The organism is Paenibacillus sp. DRB1-1, from assembly GCF_052119485.1.
GTDB lineage: Bacteria > Bacillota > Bacilli > Paenibacillales > Paenibacillaceae > Paenibacillus > Paenibacillus polymyxa_B.
On record NZ_JBODQH010000001.1, the window covers coordinates 4,886,675 to 4,904,887 of the forward strand.

Below are 18,213 nucleotides of genomic sequence, written 5' to 3' on the forward strand. Positions count from 1 at the left end.
AAATCACAAGTCCGGAAGACCAAACAATTTGGAGGGATTTACATGTCGGTGATTGAGAGAGAATTACAAGAGCAACAATCTGGCTGGAGAGGTTTTAAAAAAGGCAAATGGACTAAAGAAGTCAACGTCAACGATTTTATTGAAACCAATATCTTACCTTATGTTGGCAATGAAGAATTTTTGGTTGGTCCTACCGCCAACACAACCGCATTGTGGGATATTGTATCCGATCTTACCAAAAAAGAGTTGGCAAACGGCGGCGTGCTTGATGTAGACGTGAATACGCCATCCACTATTATTTCACATAAGCCGGGTTATCTGGACCGGGATAAAGAGCAAATTGTCGGTGTACAAACAGATGCTCCATTCAAACGCTCTTTGCAGCCGTTTGGTGGAATTCGGATGATGATCGACGCTTGCAAAGCCTATGGTTTTGAAGTACCAGAAAGTATCATTGATATCTTCACTCATATTCGTAAAACTCACAACCAAGGTGTATTTGACGCTTATACAGATGAAATGAGAGCAGCTCGTAAAGCTGGTATCATTACTGGTCTGCCAGATGCATACGGTCGTGGTCGTATTATCGGTGACTATCGTCGTGTAGCTTTGTATGGTGCAGACTTCTTGATCCAAGATAAAAAAATGCAACTGAAAAGCCTTGAAGTTGATTCCATGGAAGAAGACGTAATTCGTCTGCGTGAGGAAATTTCCGAACAAATTCGTGCTTTGAATGAACTGAAACAAATGGCTGCTGAACACGGTTTTGATATCTCAAAACCTGCTAACAATGCGAAAGAAGCTTTCCAATGGGTATATTTTGGATATCTTGCAGCAATCAAAGAACAAAATGGTGCAGCAATGTCCTTAGGACGTGTATCTTCCTTCCTTGATATTTACTCTCAACGTGATATGGAAGAGGGTACAATGACAGAAGAACAAGCTCAAGAACTGGTCGATCATTTTGTTATGAAATTGCGTATTGTTAAGTTCTTGCGCACACCTGACTATAATGAACTGTTCAGTGGAGATCCAACATGGGTTACTGAGTCCATTGGTGGTATGTCCGTAACTGGAGAAACTCGGGTAACTAAAAACAGCTTCCGTTTCCTGCATACCCTCTACAATCTGGGACCTGCACCGGAGCCGAATCTGACTGTACTGTGGTCGGAAAAATTGCCTGAAGGCTTCAAAAAATATTGTGCGAAAGTTTCTATTGAAACTAGCTCCATTCAGTACGAGAATGACGATCTGATGCGTCCGATTTATGGAGACGATTATGGTATTGCTTGTTGTGTATCGGCAATGAAAATCGGTAAACAAATGCAATTCTTTGGTGCTCGTGCCAACTTGGCTAAAGCTCTGCTGTATGCAATTAACGGTGGTAAAGATGAAAAATCTGGCGTCCAAGTAGGGCCTGAATTCCCAGCCATTACAGGTGAAGTTCTGGAATATGAAGAAGTGTTGAGCCGCTTCAAACCTATGATGGAATGGTTGGCAAAACTGTACATGAACACTTTGAATGTTATTCACTACATGCATGATAAATATAGCTACGAACGCATTGAAATGGCGTTGCATGATCGTGATATTCTCCGCACCATGGCATGTGGTATTGCGGGTCTGTCAGTTGCTACCGACTCCTTGAGTGCCATTAAATTTGCAAAAGTTAAACCAATCCGTAACGAAAAAGGGATTGCTGTTGACTTTGAAATCGAAGGCGAATACCCTTGCTACGGTAACAACGATGACCGTGTAGATAACATCGCTGTGGAACTGGTAGAAAGCTTCATGAGCATGATTCGCAAGCATAAAGCTTATCGTAATGCGGTTCCTACTCAATCTGTACTGACTATTACTTCCAACGTGGTTTACGGTAAGAAAACAGGTACAACACCGGATGGACGTAAAGCAGGCGAACCGTTTGCACCAGGGGCAAACCCAATGCACGGTCGTGATAAAAAAGGTGCTTTGGCATCTCTGAGTTCCGTAGCCAAATTGCCATATGAACACAGTCTGGATGGTATCTCGAACACCTTCTCCATCGTGCCTAAAGCACTGGGTAAAGAAGAAGAAACACGCAAAACAAACCTTGTTTCGATGATGGATGGCTACTTTGGAAGCCACGCACATCATCTGAATGTCAATGTGTTTGCTCGCGAACAACTGTTGGATGCAATGGAACACCCAGAAAACTATCCACAGCTGACGATTCGTGTTTCCGGCTATGCCGTTAACTTTATCAAGCTGACTCGTGAACAACAATTGGATGTTATTAACCGTACTTTCCACGGTACAATGTAAATAAGTATTACAATGACGCACGCATAGCGGATGCGGGAAGGATGATGCAACATGTTGAAAGGTCACATACACTCATTGGAAACCTTCGGGACCGTCGATGGTCCCGGCATCCGCTTCGTGCTCTTTATGCAAGGATGCTTGTTGAAATGTCAATATTGCCATAACCCGGACACTTGGGCCTTGAATGAAGGTAATCCGATGACGTTGGAGGAGGTATTGGCTGAGATTGAGCCGTATTTAGCCTATTACCGTTCTTCAGGAGGCGGATTAACCGTATCTGGTGGAGAACCGACGCTGCAAGCTCATTTTGTCGCAGAGCTGTTCAAAGAAGTGAAACGTCGGTGGAATTTGCACACGACACTGGACAGTAACGGCTTTAATGACGCGGGCCGTATCCATGAACTGCTGGACGTAACAGACTTGGTGCTATTGGATATTAAGCATATTGACAATGACAAGCATATTAAGCTTACAGGCAAGTCTAACGACCGTATGCTAAGTACGGCTCGCTGGTTGTCTGAGCAAGGGCGCAAAATGTGGATTAGACACGTATTTGTACCGGGTATTCATGATGACGAGCAAGATTTATTGAATTTGGGACGGTTTATCGGAACGTTGAACGGAGTCGAGAAATTCGAAATCTTGCCTTACCATCAAATGGGTGTTTACAAGTGGGAAATGCTCGGTAAGGAGTATCCGCTGGAGGGAGTTCCATCTCCTACAGATGAAGAAGTTCAACGTGCTTACCGACTCATTGAAGAGGGTCGTCTGGAGACTGCAGGAAAGAATGCTGTCTGTCGTCCATCATAATGTAAATGGTTCAAAAGCTATTTCCTAGTAATGAAGCCGCCGCCACATCAGGTCAGATGGGCGGCGGTTTTTTGTTGTTGAATTTTTTGCAGTCACAGGAGAAAGTTCCCTTTTTTTCATGATCAGCAAAATTTCCAGAAACTTTTTAACAACTGACGCGTCTAATAGTATGACTTTTTACGGGAATGATAATAATTTGGTGATAGAAGGAGACAGACAATGAATTTCAAGAAATGGACCATGCTCACCGCCCTTGCGGTGGCTCAGGTGGCTGCAGTAGCCCCTGTAGGAGCAGAAGCAGCATCAACAACCGTTCAATCCACCGATTCGGTTAGCGCACAGCAGGCTCAAACCAATGTTGCTGATTCCAGCGTTCAGAATAGTATCGGAGATCAAGAGGGAACAGGCACACAAAACAACACAGGCGTATCTAATGATCCATTGACTGGTCTGCCTACAGATACCAACAACGGATCGAACGTGTCCAATGATGTATACGGTGGAGACGGAACGATCACCAATCCTGGTGGAGCTCCAACAACTATGGGTGCTAATCAACTGATTTTGTATTTAAACAGTGCGAAAATGGAACAAAACGGACAGGTGTATACGGCAACTCAGCCGATGACTGTTAAGGACGGAGTCTCCTATGTAGCTATTCGTTCTCTTGTCAGCCGTGTCGGATTGCAGTTTAGTTATGACACTGCTACCAAAGAAACCGTAATCACACAAGGAACAAATGTCATGCGCTTCAAAACAGACAGCAAGGTTTATACGGTTAACGGTGAAGCCAGACAAATGAAGGGACCGGCTTTTCAGCAAAAGAACGTATTTATGGTGCCATTGACCTCGATTACACAGGCCTTAAATATTCCTTATACTGTGAATAATACGACTAAACAAGTTATCATGGATTTGAATCAGAAGCCTAAAGCTTCCTTTACGGTTCAACAAAAAGATATCTATGCAGGCGAAACCCAGGTTACGTATTTGACAAAGGAATCCTCTCCTACAGGTCTACCGATTGTGAACCAACGTTGGGAAGGGAAGCAGGACGTATTCCAGGAGCCGGGTACATATGTAGTTACCTATTCTGTTCTTGACTCTGCTGGGAACTGGAGTGATCCTTACTCAGTTACACTTACAGTAAGACCACCAAATCAGCCGCCAGTGGCTCTGTTTACAACTGATAAAAAAGAGTACAAGATGGGTGAGAAAATCACCATTACCGACCTGAGTACAGATGATGAGAATGCTATCACTAAACGTGATTGGGAGAATAAGAAACTTGCTTTCTTCCAACCAGGTGATGTAACAATTACGCTCACCGTGACTGATAAGCACGGCGCAACAGATACCAAAAGTGAAACGATTAAAATTACGAATGAACTGCTGTATAACGAAGATGATTTTAATAAAATCTTCACACCATATGGTGATAAATATACAGTAGACGGCAGTCAGGTGCCTACCATGGCTACCATTCCATTAACTAGCACGTCTTCACCACGTCTTTTGATTCGTGCTAACAGTCCGGAACGTGTGTTCCAGGATGGTATCGTGTATCAGGAAACCGGATCAGGCAGCACACGCATACTCGTCCATCATGTTAATGAAACGGGTAGAGATGTGAAGATGTACGTGATTGCGACTAACAACAATATCACTCCTGCCAATATAAATGTCGAAAATTCCGGTTTTGCCGGACCATCTGAATTTGCCACGGCTGCAGGTAAAGTTTCGATTCAACGATACTTCCAATCCATGCAAGATGGAAGCAAGCGTTCTAGTACAGTTCTAAATCCTGGCGAAAGCCGCATTGTTTTACAGGATCTGAACGCACAAAAAATCAAACAAAAACAAGTCATTTCTCTGTTATCCGATTTATATACGGATCAACCTATTCAATACACGGTTATTGTGTTAGATGCAAATGCAGATCCGTTGACCGTATTGCCTACTTTGGCAAAACTGCCTAAGGACGGTATTCATAACCGTGGAACGTACGCTAATGCGGATATCTCGCTCAATTATACCGAAGAGGTTGGTAAAACAGCTCAACGTATCGTTCTTGGTGATAATAAGGTAGACCCGAACCTGATTGGTACGGACGGTCTGGACGGCTCTTCTGCTTCCAATGCTGGTAATTTTGGTGTTGTATATAAAGTTAAGTTGGATCATGTAGCGCCGTATTCACTGATTACGTTCAACCCGCGTGGGGGCGAATATTCTGGCTATGCGATGGTAAACAATCAGGTTGTGGGTATCCCGACGAACGGCGCAGTATGGGCTCCAAATGAGATGAGTGTGCTGTATCGCACAGGGCATATCGAGGAAAGTGTAGAGATGTATTTCACTGCTGCAGCAGGAAGTAACTTGCCGGTTTCCGTAGTAGTTATGCCTTTACCAGCTATTAAAAATTAATATGAATTAACCGGTGCTGTTTACCGGCTTAGACCTTGGGTCTCGTCATTCACCGTTTAAAAGTCGATGTCACTTGCAGAATATAGGCGTTCTCCTGCTGCGAATTTAATCGTAGCGCCGGAGAGCGTCTTTTTCTTATGTATTGATACGAATATCTCTTATAATATTGACTTTAATCGTGGTATAATAAATAGATGCAAGCCTAAGCCTGCATCAGAAAACCTGAAACTACAGACAGGGGAGGGTGAAACGCATGCTGACAAAGGATGAAATTATTGCAACAATGTCCGCTCAGGGACTTCGTATTACAGATCAGCGCAAGACGTTGGCCACGTTATTTTCCGAGAATGAAGGGTATCTGTCCCCCAAAGACGTTTATGAATATATGGGTAAGAAGTACAGTGGACTTAGTTTTGATACGGTTTATCGTAATCTGCGTGTAATGCAGGAATTGGGTGTGCTGGAACAGGTATCTTTTGAGGATGGGATGAAGTTCAAGGTGAGCTGTAATGAGCATCATCACCATCACCATATGATTTGCTTGAGCTGTCAGAAAACATTACCGATTTCTTTTTGCCCAATGCAAATGACGGATACAACGGATCAATTCCAAATCGTCGAGCACAAGTTTGAAATTTTTGGTTATTGCAAAGATTGTCAACAGAAGAATGGGCATACTGACAGTAATTCGGATGGGGGATTCAGACAGACGAGCAGTCACACTCACAGCCACGGGGGCTACTGAAATGAAAATCACCACACGCAGAGTGGTACAGGCTCCGATTAAGTTTTATCGTTCCTATATTTCACCGTTAAAGCCGGCTACCTGCCGATTCTATCCAACGTGTTCGGCGTACGCGTTGGAAGCGGTAGAGGTGCATGGTGCGCTCAAAGGTTCATGGCTTGCTGCTAAGCGTATAGCCAAGTGCCATCCCTTTCATCCGGGCGGCGTAGATTTGGTCCCTCCTGTAAAAAAGGGAACAGATAAGTCTAGCGAAGATCGTTTGGTTACCCACTCTGAAAAGGGTCTGACTTGACAGCGCTATGCGGATTTGGTTATATTTTGGTTAATATTGTTTTCCTGCGAAGGGATGAGTAGGGTAAATTGTCCAGTACAGAGAGCCGGGGTTAGCTGCAAACCGGTCTGGAGCGAAGCCTGAATATGGTCCTGGAGGAACCTTTTTCGAGCGTATTTGCCACAGTTATTAGTGTTTGGGAGGCAAGCGTAAGGGGGAGGCGTGTTCCAGCGTTAATGGGCGGTCAGATGTGACCGGTGAAGCCTGTAGTCTGCGAGGATACAGGAAAATTGGGTGGTAACGCGTGAGGTGACTCTCGTCCCATAGGGGCGGGGGTCTTTTTTGTGCCCAATTTGTGCCAAATACATGAATTGGAGTACCATCATGTCAGCAGGTCTTATAGCTGCCGTGAACAAAACAGGAGGCAACACACATGTCCAATGAGAACACATTTTACATTACGACACCGATCTATTATCCGAGCGACAAGCTACATATAGGTCATGCTTACACGACGGTTGCGGGAGATGCAATGGCCCGTTACAAGCGGCTACGCGGTTATGAAGTGCGCTATTTGACAGGAACGGATGAGCATGGTCAGAAGATTGAGCAGAAAGCGAGTGCAGCAGGCAAAACGCCGCAACGTTTCGTAGATGATATTGTGGCAGGTATTCAAGAACTGTGGCGGAAGCTCGACATTTCCAATGATGATTTTATCCGTACTACGGAAGAACGCCATAAGGCTGTCGTACAAGAAATTTTTGATCGTTTGCTTAAGCAAGGCGATATTTACAAGGGAGAATACGAAGGCTGGTACAGCATCCCTGACGAGACGTACTACACAGAAACTCAGCTGGTTGACGTGGTGAAGGACGCCGAAGGCAATGTGGCTGGAGGAAAAAGCCCGGATAGTGGACACCCTGTAGAACTGGTTAAGGAAGAGTGTTACTTTTTCCGTATGAGCAAGTATGCTGATCGGTTGCTGCAATTTTATGAAGAGAATCCGCAGTTTATCCAGCCAGAATCACGTAAAAAAGAGATGATCAATAACTTCATCAAGCCGGGTCTGGAGGATTTGGCTGTATCTCGTACTACCTTCGATTGGGGCATTAAGGTGAAGGGGGATCCGAAGCATGTCGTGTATGTGTGGATTGACGCACTTTCCAACTACATCACAGCCTTGGGTTATGGCTCTTCCAATACCGAGCTGTATGATAAATTCTGGCCTGCAAATGTGCATATCGTAGGTAAAGAGATTGTAAGGTTCCATACGATATATTGGCCGATCATGCTGATGGCGCTGGATCTTCCGTTGCCTAAAAAAGTATTTGCACATGGTTGGCTGCTCATGAAAGACGGTAAAATGTCGAAATCTAAAGGCAATGTTGTAGACCCAGTGACGTTGATTGACCGTTATGGTCTGGACCAACTTCGATACTACTTGCTGCGCGAGGTGCCTTTTGGGGCAGACGGAACCTTTACACCAGAAAGCTTTGTAGATCGAGTTAATTCGGATTTGGCAAATGATCTGGGCAACTTGTTGAATCGTACCGTGGCGATGGTAGATAAATATTTTGATGGCAAGGTTCCGGCTTATGAAGCGAATGTAACAGCATTCGACGGAGCTTTGGAAGACATGGCAACATCGACTTATAGTAAAGTAGAAGAAGCCATGGAAAACATGGAGTTTTCCGTGGCATTAACGGCGATTAGCCAATTTATTAGCCGTAGCAACAAGTATATTGACGAGACGCAACCATGGAATTTGGCTAAGGATGAGGCAAAACGTCGCGAATTGTCATCTGTTATGTTGCATTTGGTAGAAAGCTTGCGCATCGCTTCCATCTTACTCCAGCCATTCTTAACCCGTGCTCCTCATAAAATTTGGGAACAGCTCGGTATTAGCCAAGGTGAGTTGACTACATGGGATAGCGGCAAGCAATTTGGTCGTATTCCGGAAGGAACGCAGCTGGTCAAAGGTAATCCGATCTTCCCGCGTCTGGATTCAGAGCAAGAGGTTGCTTTTATCGTGGAAGCAATGACTGGGGGTAAGAAACAGGAAGAAGCTACAGCACAAGTTCAACCGCAGAATGCATCTGAGGCGAGCCAGGAAGCGTCGGAGGTAAAGGAAGAGATTGGCATTGAGGATTTTGCCAAGGTAGAACTGCGCGTTGCTCAGGTCGTCGCCTGCGAGCCTGTGAAGAAGGCCGATAAACTGTTGAAGCTCCAACTTGATCTTGGTTATGAGCAGCGGCAGGTAGTATCAGGGATTGCGAAGTTTTATACACCTGAAGATATCATTGGGCGCAAGGTGATCTGTGTGACCAATCTGAAGCCAGTAAAACTTCGGGGAGAGTTGTCGCAAGGTATGATTTTGGCAGCATCACATGGAGATCAGCTTACGCTGGCCACCGTACCGGAAGGTATGCCGAATGGTGCAGTTGTAAAGTAGAACGCTATGTAGAAATAAAAAGAACGTAATGAGCGTATGTCCGGGAATCATTCTTCCTGGGCATACGCTTTTTGGCTTGCATCATATTTTGCTCCCGCTATACGTATGTTTTAGTAGGTAGGGCTTGTTTGCTCGTGTTTACTTAAGACAGGTGGGAGGAAATGATGATGACAAATATCAACGCCGGGTTGGCGATCATAGCCGGACTGGTTTCTTTTTTTTCACCGTGTTGTTTACCGCTGTATCCATCTTATTTATCGTATATGACAGGGAAGTCTGCGCGTGAACTGGCTGAAGGACGGCACAAGGCTGAGGTTCGTTATCGTACGATGGGACATACGCTTGCTTTTGTATTGGGCTTTTCGGTCGTTTTCTATTCACTGGGTGCAAGTGTCGGGTTGCTTGGAGACTGGTTTGCCAATTATGGGGATGCGCTAAGAGTGGTAGCGGGGTTACTTATTTTACTAATGGGGCTGGTATCTCTTGGTGTGGTGCGTCCTTTGATTTTAATGAGGGAGCATAAGCTTCGCTGGACATGGAAGCCTGCCGGGTACGCCGGTTCCTTTGTAATCGGAATTGGGTTTGCGGCAGGCTGGTCGCCCTGTATCGGTCCCATGCTAACAGCTATTATCGCTTTGGCGGCAGTAGAGCATCACATTTGGTTCAAACTGATTACAGGCTATGCACTTGGCTTTGCGATTCCATTTTTTGTATTAGCTTTGCTGGTAGGTTCTGTTCGACTATCCTCTCGCTATACCTCCATCCTCATCAAAACAGGTGGCATACTACTAGTTATTACGGGCATTTTACTGGTAACGGATCATATGACCGATGTAACGCTATTTTTACAACGGATTACCCCAGATTGGATGCTAGTTATGTGAAATATTCAATACGACTTAAAGGGAAATGTTCAAAAATGCGCTCTGTGATAAACTCTCGCAGTGCATTTTGCTGTTCATCGGGATAAACATATTTGTTTTGTCCCCAGCGGCCCCATTTTTTCTTTCGTTTCTCTATGTCCATCTCCAGCTTGGTTTTCGGATAACGTTTCTCGATGACAGCTTTGGATGTTTTGGTGAACCGATGCTGAATTAATTCGAACGTCAAATCTTTTGTAGCATGCTGTGGCAAGGTTTCTCCCAATTTGCGCAGCAACTCGCCGTAACCTTCTTCCCAGCCGTCATACCAGATGATGGGTGCGATGATGAAACCCAGTGGATAACCGGCTCGTGCGATTTTGCCAGCGGCTTCAATACGTTCCTCGAAGCGTGAGGTTGCAGGTTCAAACTGTTTAATAACATAATCGGAATTAATGCTAAAGCGGATGCGAGTATGACCATTATGTTTAATATCTAGCAATGGATCAACATGATGATATTTAGTAACAAAACGCAGACGACCAAATTCTTCATCTGCCATGAAACGAATCAAGTCTCCAAGCGTTCCGGTGATATGCTCCAAACCAACCGGATCGGAGGTGCAAGCTGCTTCAAAACGGGTAATTTCAGGCGCACGCTCCTCGATATAAGCTTTAGCTGCTGATAAGATATCGTCAGTGTTGACATATACACGAATATACGGCTTTGCTCCCAAGGTTGTTTGTAAATAACAGTAGTGACAATGCCCCATACAACCAGTCGAAATGGGGATGGCGTATTCGGCAGAGGGCTTGGATTGGTCAAAAGTTAACGTTTTACGGATACCGACTACCAAAGTTTTTTTTGCCATTCGGTACTTTTCAACTTCAGTTTCACCTGGTAAATTGGTAATTCGATTGTGAGAGGTAGTCATCCGATACGGAATATCCTTGGCTTTAACCCAATCCATAATACGCTGGCCCTTGGGATAATTCAGTGCGTCTGGCTCAAAAAACACCAGGTCAGGCAAAAATGGCTTGGTTCCTCTGGTTTGGACAGGAGTACGCTCAAGCGTAGACATGGCTAACGCTCCTTTCGAAATAAATCCACAGTGCTCTGGTGTCCAACTTTAACATATTGCCGCAGAAATAAACGATACAGGGACGACGATATTAGTGTGCCCCGCTTAAATTGAACAAATCGTGGCAATAGCTGTGAGTGGAGGGATGAGACTTGCCAATGGGCAATGATAACATGTATCATTACATAGTAGGTTTAACGCAGGAAATGAAGGCGGTAAGCGCCCGTTCAATAACAGAAAAGAGGGAAACAAGTGCCAACGCCAAGCATGGAAGATTATTTGGAACGCATTTACCAACTGATTGATGAGAAGGGATATGCTCGTGTCTCGGATATCGCAGAGGGTTTAGAGGTGCATCCTTCGTCCGTCACCAAAATGATTCAGAAGTTGGATAAGGACGATTATCTTGTATATGAGAAGTATCGGGGACTGATTTTGACACCGAAAGGGAAAAAGGTCGGCAAACGGTTGGTTGATCGCCATCAGTTATTAGAGCAATTTCTGGATATGATTGGGGTTGACAAGGACCTAATATATAAAGATGTGGAAGGTATTGAGCATCATTTGAGCTGGGATTCCATCACCCGTATCGAAACATTGGTTGAGTATTTTCGTCGGGATGAAGATCGCTTGCGCCAGCTTCATGACATACACAAGGAATTGAGTGGAGATTCCTAAAAGCATCTGTCCTTACGGACGATGCTTTTTTATTTGTACCGACCGCAACAAATATCCGGTTATTAGCGTCTATCCATTATATAGCAGGACAAGATAGGGGTTAAAATTAACAGGGTTAGCGGAGGATTGTAATAATATGAATCGAAAGAAAATAGTGGCATTGGCTGCAGGCCTACTCCTAGCAGTGCAGACTGCCATCGTTCCTGGAGTCCAAGCAGCTCCAACTGGTGATATTGAAATTATATTGGACGGACAGTCCCTGCAAAGTGACGCGTCACCGTATATTGTACAGGGAGCCAATGTTACGATGGTTCCTTTGCGAGTGATTAGTGAGGGATTGGGCGCTCAGGTCAACTGGTCGGAATCGTCCGGTACGGTAACGATTACAGCACAGAACAAAAATATATCTATGGAGAACGGTGCACAAAGCGCTACGGTGGATGGCAAGTCAGTTCGACTGGATGCATCTGCCCGTATGACAAGCGGGAGAGTCATGGTGCCTCTGCGTTTTGTTGGGGAAGAGTTGGGATTAAAAGTGGATTGGCAAGCTTCAGAGCGAGTCATTACGTTAAGCAGTGTTAAGGAAGGTGTCTCTACTGGCGGCAACACTTCTTCGGGAAGCAGCGGCTCTATATCAGATACGTCTTCATCTGGCAATCAGGACAGTGTAAGTACAGATCAGGGAGCCATCGATGATGAGCAGGCGGTTGTCGCTTCACCGTCAACGTCTACTAGTGAGAACGGTTCAAGTTCTTCACAGGCAAATGTGGTTCAGGTAAAGGCTTCAACTTCCATGCGTGGAGCATGGATTTCTACCATTAACGGAGATTGGCCTTCTTCCGCTGCCCGAAGCAGCTCCGAGAAGCAAAAGCAGGAGTTTACTAAAATGCTCGATGATTTGCAGGGGATGGGCATCAATGCGGTATTTGTTCAGGTTCGTGCCAGCGGTGATGCGCTCTATCCATCGAGTCTTGTACCATGGAGCAAGTATTTGACCAACACGCAAGGAAAAAATCCAGGCTATGATCCCTTGAAATTTATGATTATCGAATCGCATAAGCGAGGGATGGAATTCCATGCCTGGTTTAATCCGTTCCGTGCGAATTCTACAGGAACAACCAGCGGTTTGGCTGCAAACCATGTGGCTAATCAACATCCGGACTGGATTGTTAAGAATGGTAGCCAATTGTACATCAATCCAGGAATTCCGGCTGCACGTCAGCATGTCATTGCGGCGATTATGGAGGTCGTGAACGGATATGATATTGACGGCGTCCATTTGGACGATTATTTTTATCCTTACAGCGGGACTTTTGATGATGATGCGACCTTCAAAGCATATAATGCCAACAAAATCTCTAACAAGGGCGACTGGCGTAGAGATAATGTGAACAGTTTTGTTCGCGATTTGGGCAAAAGCATTCATGCCAGCAAGTCTAAAGTTCAATTCGGAATTAGTCCTTTTGGGGTATGGCGTAACAAATCTCAGGACTTAACGGGTTCAGACACGAAGGCAGGCGTTACAGCGTATGATACGACGTTTGCGGATGTAAGAACCTGGATTAACAAAGAGTGGATTGATTATGTAGCCCCACAAATTTACTGGAGTATCGGTTTCCCAGCGGCGGGATATGACAAGCTTGTCGCATGGTGGTCCAATGAGGTCAAAAACTCAGATGTTAAGCTGTATATCGGTCATTCTCCTTATAAGATAGGCACCCCTGAAAAGGGCTGGCAAACGGCTCAAGAGCTAATTAAGCAGCTTGAACTGAACGAAGATTATAAACAGGTTAAAGGGGATATTTACTTTAGTGCACAGCATTTGCGTAAAAATCCATACGGACTCATTCAGCTTCTTCAAAATTATTATCAAATGTGATATAAATTGGATCATATAGGTTCTATTTGGGCCTCCGTTCTCATACATAAGCAGTAGAACTGCTTACTCCCAAGAGAACGGAGGTTTTTTGATCTATGCTGATCAATGCTGTGTTCCAGGGTGGAGGGGTTAAGGGAATTTCGCTGGCGGGTGCAGTTAAGGCTGCGGAGGAGCATGGAATTGTATTCAATCGTTTGGCAGGTACATCATCAGGTGCTATTGTAGCTGCTTTATTGGCTGCGGGATACTCTGCGGATGAAATGAAAGCTGTAATTGAGAAAACCCCTCTGGTCAAGTTGTTACGACGTTCTCCAGTGTTCAATATTAAGTGGGTTGGACCAGCAGCTCGTATCTTTCTTAAAAAAGGGCTCTACTCAGGGGAGGCACTGGAGCACTGGGTACGTGAGCTGTTACGAGCTAAGGGAGTGCGTACGTTCGCGGATTTACCTCCTGGCAAACTGCGCATTATTGCATCAGATATTACGAATGGACGCATTCTGGTGCTTCCTGAGGATATCAAACGTTTTGGTATCAATCCCTCTTCACTGGAGGTAGCTAAAGCCATTCGCATGAGCACAAGTATCCCTTATTTTTTTGATCCCGTTATGTTAAGGCTTGATTCTGCACTTGCCAAGGGAAAGACTTTTTCTCAGCAATTTGTATTTGTAGTTGATGGGGCTTTACTAAGCAATTTGCCGTTGTGGCTTTTTGATGAGCCTGTAAATGAACGTGAGGCCAAAACGATTCCAACGGTAGGGTTTCAAATGGTGGGCAAAACGGGGACGGAGACCAAAGTTTCTTATATACGGGGTCCATTGACCATGCTGCAGGCTATTTTTGATACCATGCTATCAGCACACGATGAACGATATATTGAGCAGGAGAATCGGTATCGGACGATTAAAATTCCAACATTGGGTATCCGCACTGCACAATTCAACATTTCTACAGAGCAAAGTGATTTGTTGTATGCTTCCGGTGTGCAGGCAGGGGATGCTTTTTTCCACAAATGGAGCATCACTTCTTACCAGCAGCAGTATAGCAAGTACCAATTGATGAAGGATACCATGTACGCTATGAAATAAACACTAACTCGCAGTTAAAGTTAATTTAAAAGGGTGTAAAAAAGGAGCCTCTTCCCGGTCATATTTGAATACGCGGGTGACGGCTCCTTTGTGCTACATTTTAAAGGATGATTATCATTAATGATATTTAGGTTGTTCTTCTTCATTTTTGCCCTTGGAACCTTCAATCACATGAAAAGGATACGCTTTGCGCTTGCCTGTAGTCTGCTGCTTACGTGCGTTGGCTGTTTTGGCCATGGTGCGCACAGAGGGTTTGATTTTGGGAGTACGGTTGCGTTGCCCTGGCAGGTATTTGTATAGCAGAAATATAACTGCAAAAACAAGGACGGGAATTAGTAAACTCATGAGAAAGCCCCAGCTTCCTCTCCATAGCATATCCACAATCCCATATGCACCCAAAGCAAGGGTAAGCCAGAAAATAACGGCATGTCTGTTCATTATTCACTCATCCTTTCACAGGATCAAGGACCGGACTGTTGAAGGTCTCCTTTACAGGTACGTTTTCCAACTCAGCATCCAATTCAAGCATACGCTTAAATGAGGCAATGGATACCTCCACTTGATCATCAGTCGGTTCTTTGGTGGTAAGTAGTTGCAGCCACAGACCGGGGTAACCTAAATAACGAAGTACCGGAATTTCGCGAAGAGCATTGGTCAGCTTGAGAAATTCAAAAGAAAGCCCCAGTACGATCGGAAGCAGTAGAAGCCGTTGCCCCATGCGTTCCCACAGATTATCGTAGGTAAATAAGGAATAGACAAGCACCCCGATGATCACAGTCAACATAATAAAGCTACTACCGCAGCGGTAATGTAGACGGCTGTATTTTTGTACATTGGCCGGAGTTAGTTCTTCCCCAGCTTCGAATGCTGTAATTACTTTATGCTCTGCGCCGTGATATTGAAACAGTCGTTTGATCAATGGAGTTTGGGAAATGCCCCATAAATAAGCCAGCAGCAGAATCAGCTTAATGGCTCCTTCGGCGAGGTTATGCAAAATTTGACTGTGAAACAAGCTTCCGAACAGGAAATTCTCTACAATTACCGGAACGAGAGTCAATACAATTTTGCCAAACAGGAATGACAAAATACCGACTGCCGCCACACCGATCATCATACTCAGACTCCAGCGAGATTCTTCTTTTTTCTTTTGCTCAGCGCGTTCTTCCGGATCTACTTCATCATCAGCATACGCATCGGCTGAATAGTTCAAATGCTTGGTACCCTTGGCGCTGGAGTCGATGATGCTTACAATCCCCCGCAATAAAGGAATTCTGCGGAATTTGGATACCCAGGATTGCTCCTTGCGTGGTACTTCCAAATATGTGATTTCGCCAGTTTTGCGGCGAACTGCCGTGACATTGACACGCTTGCCGCCGAACATGACACCTTCAATGACTGCCTGACCGCCGTAGCTCACAGGCTTGGATGCTTGTGACAACCGTCTCACCTCTCTTAATACATGCTTTTTTGTATATTGTATCGAATTTGGAAGGGAATATCTAGTTAGATGAAACTGAGTGTAGTAATTAGGCCGCTCCAAGCTAAGATTCTGCTTTTAACGGAGAGGGTAGAAATTCTTATTGTAGAGAAAGCTCATGCCACAGGCTTATAAAAAAAGCATTTATGGAGCTTAGACTGCTCACATAAATGCTACTCATTATAAAACCGAATGAATATTCGGAGACAACTTATTGCGTAATTGCCCCGACAACCTGGTCAATCAGCCCTTTTGAAGAGAGAGGGCCGCCAAATGTCCATGTCGTACCGCTCAGTGAATAGGTACGTTTTTCTTTAACGAAATTCAGACCATTCCAGACCGAATTATTTTTCATGGGTGCGCCGAAAACATTATCGTCCGGCTGAACAATATAGATAAAGTTGCTGTCCTGAACGGCAGACAGAGCTTCAATGCCTACGGTTGAAAAGCCATACTGTTCAACTTTGCTCGGTTTCCAATCGTTAATCATGCCGATCTTCGCCAGTGTTGCCACGACGACTGAATTATCTGAAAACATACGAAGGCTGGCCGCATTTTGCGAAGTGAAAGCCTGTGTCAGTATATAATGATAATCCGACTTGCCAGCAGCGGCGAGCTTTTCTTTGGCTTCAGCATAATGCTGATCCAGTTCGGCAAGCACCTGCTTAGCTTTGTCTTCTTTTCCAAGAGCAACTGCGATGCTATTAAAAATTTCTACCATTTTATCATGATCGTAGCCGTTACCATCGTTCAGATTAAATTCGATCGTCGGAGCGATGGCCTTGAGTTGCTCATAGATAGCTTCATTCCCATCAACATTGGAAATGATCAGATCCGGCTTCAATGCAGCAATCGCTTCCAGATTCGGCTCGTTACGCGTGCCGACATCGACCACGCTACTATCGAGAGCCGCCTCCGGTGTCACGTACACCTTGTAGTTGGCATTGTCTGCATTACCAACTGGCTGAACGTCCAGCGCAATCAAATCCTCTGTAAATGTCCATTCCAGCACTACAACACGCTGTGCGGGCTTGTTGAGCGTGACCTCACCACGATTATGCTTTACCGTCACAGGACCAGTCGCTGTATCAGTCGGTTTGCTACCCGACGTGGCTGCCTGATCTTTATCCGATGCTTTGTCGGCTGCTCCGCAACCTGCCAGAGTGAGCGTAAAAACCATTAACAATAAAATCCCGATTAATCCCTTTTTCATAGAAGCGTTCTCCCGTATATAGGTTTTTATAAAATGATAATGATTATCATTTTCATCATTATATTATGATAGAGCATTGAAATTTTGTCAATGTATAAAACGGGTCCGTACCCTCAATTGGAAAGCTGCCATTATTCAGCATTCCTGTTCATTGTTAAACTATTCTCCCTTGGAGCATACTACCTAGCAAAATGGAATGCAGAATCCGGTGGACGTACATGCATTTCCGTTTGCAATTGTCTTTACGATGGGAAAAAGTTTGCATTTTGAAAGGGGATTAAACAACATGAGTGAAACCTACTCTATACCTAAGATAGGACATGAACAGGAGCAGTCTCGCGGATCTCAGGATCAACGTAATCATAACGACAGTGGTAGAGGCAGGCAGCAATCAGGCAAAATACATACGCCTCTCATTCCTTTTGCACTTGAGTTGGGTTTTTTTGCGGGTTTGCTCTGGGGATTGCTGCGCTGGCTGTTTTATAAGTTGCACTTTACGGTAATAGCGCCTGGCTTTCTCGCAGAGCCTTTTTTCAAGCATTCGTTTATGAACACCATGGCGGGACATCTGGTAGGGCTACTTTTTTTTATTGGATTATCCGTCGTAGCTTCACTGGTGTACACTCTGTTGCTGCGCAGATTTAAGGGTCCTATACCCGGAATTGTGTATGGTCTGATTTGGTGGGTTGTTTTATTTGTATTAACAGGTCCTAAGCTAGGGATGATGAATGCTCCTGATCGGTTAACATGGAATTCCTTATATACGGAAATTTGTGTGTTTATACTGTGGGGACTATTTATCGGATATACCGTTGCTGTCGAGTATACGGATGAAAGAAAGCGCGAGCCTGAGAAAGCTTAGGGCTGAACGTAACAAAAACTTCTCAAGCGCCTATCCCCTGTGTTAAAATAGCATTTGGTTATTTGACAGAGG

15 protein-coding genes are annotated in these 18,213 nt (G+C 44.7%); 11 read left to right on the plus strand and 4 right to left on the minus strand.

The window, feature by feature from the left end; all coding sequences use genetic code 11:
* Window positions 1–42 precede the first annotated feature (42 nt).
* The 7 genes from pflB to ACQW03_RS21775 all read left to right on the plus strand — a co-directional run bounded on the left by pflB (window position 43) and on the right by ACQW03_RS21775 (window position 9,890).
* On the plus strand, window positions 43–2,304 hold the full coding sequence (gene pflB / locus ACQW03_RS21745; RefSeq protein ID WP_071641513.1) for a formate C-acetyltransferase: 2,262 nt from the start codon (window positions 43–45) through the stop codon (window positions 2,302–2,304).
* A gap of 51 nt (window positions 2,305–2,355) precedes the next feature.
* Window positions 2,356–3,114, plus strand: coding sequence for a pyruvate formate-lyase-activating protein (pflA, locus tag ACQW03_RS21750; RefSeq protein WP_013310845.1), 759 nt, complete (start codon window positions 2,356–2,358; stop codon window positions 3,112–3,114).
* A 219-nt stretch (window positions 3,115–3,333) separates the two neighbouring features.
* A complete protein-coding gene (locus tag ACQW03_RS21755) occupies window positions 3,334–5,538 on the plus strand; it encodes a copper amine oxidase N-terminal domain-containing protein (protein ID WP_441951695.1) in 2,205 nt (734 codons plus the stop codon).
* Between the two features lie 253 nt (window positions 5,539–5,791).
* Window positions 5,792–6,283 (plus strand): Fur family transcriptional regulator, encoded by a 492-nt coding sequence (locus ACQW03_RS21760; protein ID WP_013310843.1) that lies wholly within the window; start codon window positions 5,792–5,794, stop codon window positions 6,281–6,283.
* A gap of 1 nt (window position 6,284) precedes the next feature.
* Entirely contained in the window at window positions 6,285–6,575 is a 291-nt protein-coding gene (gene yidD / locus ACQW03_RS21765) for a membrane protein insertion efficiency factor YidD (RefSeq protein WP_441951698.1), read from the plus strand.
* Window positions 6,576–6,987: 412 nt separating this feature from the next.
* The gene (gene metG, locus ACQW03_RS21770; RefSeq protein WP_071641507.1) at window positions 6,988–9,006 is read left to right on the plus strand and encodes a methionine--tRNA ligase; all 2,019 of its coding nucleotides are present in this window, start codon (window positions 6,988–6,990) and stop codon (window positions 9,004–9,006) included.
* Window positions 9,007–9,173: 167 nt separating this feature from the next.
* Window positions 9,174–9,890 (plus strand): cytochrome c biogenesis CcdA family protein, encoded by a 717-nt coding sequence (locus ACQW03_RS21775; RefSeq protein ID WP_441952456.1) that lies wholly within the window; start codon window positions 9,174–9,176, stop codon window positions 9,888–9,890.
* Here the strand turns inward: ACQW03_RS21775 and splB are convergent.
* A complete protein-coding gene (gene splB / locus ACQW03_RS21780; protein ID WP_023989268.1) occupies window positions 9,883–10,947 on the minus strand; it encodes a spore photoproduct lyase in 1,065 nt (354 codons plus the stop codon). The two genes, ACQW03_RS21775 and splB, sit on opposite strands and share 8 nt — an antisense overlap.
* A 252-nt stretch (window positions 10,948–11,199) precedes the next feature.
* Here splB and mntR point away from each other — a divergent pair, with 252 nt between their 5' ends.
* The 3 genes from mntR (at window position 11,200) to ACQW03_RS21795 (ending at window position 14,589) form a co-directional block, all read left to right on the plus strand.
* Window positions 11,200–11,625 (plus strand): transcriptional regulator MntR, encoded by a 426-nt coding sequence (gene mntR / locus ACQW03_RS21785; RefSeq protein WP_007430946.1) that lies wholly within the window; start codon window positions 11,200–11,202, stop codon window positions 11,623–11,625.
* Window positions 11,626–11,761: 136 nt separating this feature from the next.
* Window positions 11,762–13,504 (plus strand): family 10 glycosylhydrolase, encoded by a 1,743-nt coding sequence (locus tag ACQW03_RS21790; protein ID WP_441951702.1) that lies wholly within the window; start codon window positions 11,762–11,764, stop codon window positions 13,502–13,504.
* A 95-nt stretch (window positions 13,505–13,599) separates the two neighbouring features.
* On the plus strand, window positions 13,600–14,589 hold the full coding sequence (locus ACQW03_RS21795) for a patatin-like phospholipase family protein (RefSeq protein WP_023989266.1): 990 nt from the start codon (window positions 13,600–13,602) through the stop codon (window positions 14,587–14,589).
* Between the two features lie 117 nt (window positions 14,590–14,706).
* On the opposite strand, the gene ACQW03_RS21800 is transcribed toward ACQW03_RS21795, so the two are convergent.
* The 3 genes from ACQW03_RS21800 to ACQW03_RS21810 all read right to left on the minus strand — a co-directional run bounded on the left by ACQW03_RS21800 (window position 14,707) and on the right by ACQW03_RS21810 (window position 17,279).
* Window positions 14,707–15,027 carry a hypothetical protein gene (locus ACQW03_RS21800; protein ID WP_023989265.1) on the minus strand — a complete coding sequence of 107 codons (321 nt, stop codon included), beginning with the start codon at window positions 15,025–15,027 and terminating at the stop codon, window positions 14,707–14,709.
* Window positions 15,028–15,034: 7 nt separating this feature from the next.
* Window positions 15,035–16,027 carry a DUF1385 domain-containing protein gene (locus ACQW03_RS21805; protein ID WP_071641501.1) on the minus strand — a complete coding sequence of 331 codons (993 nt, stop codon included), beginning with the start codon at window positions 16,025–16,027 and terminating at the stop codon, window positions 15,035–15,037.
* A gap of 250 nt (window positions 16,028–16,277) precedes the next feature.
* Window positions 16,278–17,279 carry an ABC transporter substrate-binding protein gene (locus ACQW03_RS21810; RefSeq protein WP_441951705.1) on the minus strand — a complete coding sequence of 334 codons (1,002 nt, stop codon included), beginning with the start codon at window positions 17,277–17,279 and terminating at the stop codon, window positions 16,278–16,280.
* A gap of 286 nt (window positions 17,280–17,565) precedes the next feature.
* On the opposite strand from ACQW03_RS21810, the gene ACQW03_RS21815 reads away from it, so the two are divergent.
* Window positions 17,566–18,141 carry a YqhR family membrane protein gene (locus ACQW03_RS21815; protein ID WP_441951707.1) on the plus strand — a complete coding sequence of 192 codons (576 nt, stop codon included), beginning with the start codon at window positions 17,566–17,568 and terminating at the stop codon, window positions 18,139–18,141.
* Window positions 18,142–18,213: the final 72 nt, after the last annotated feature.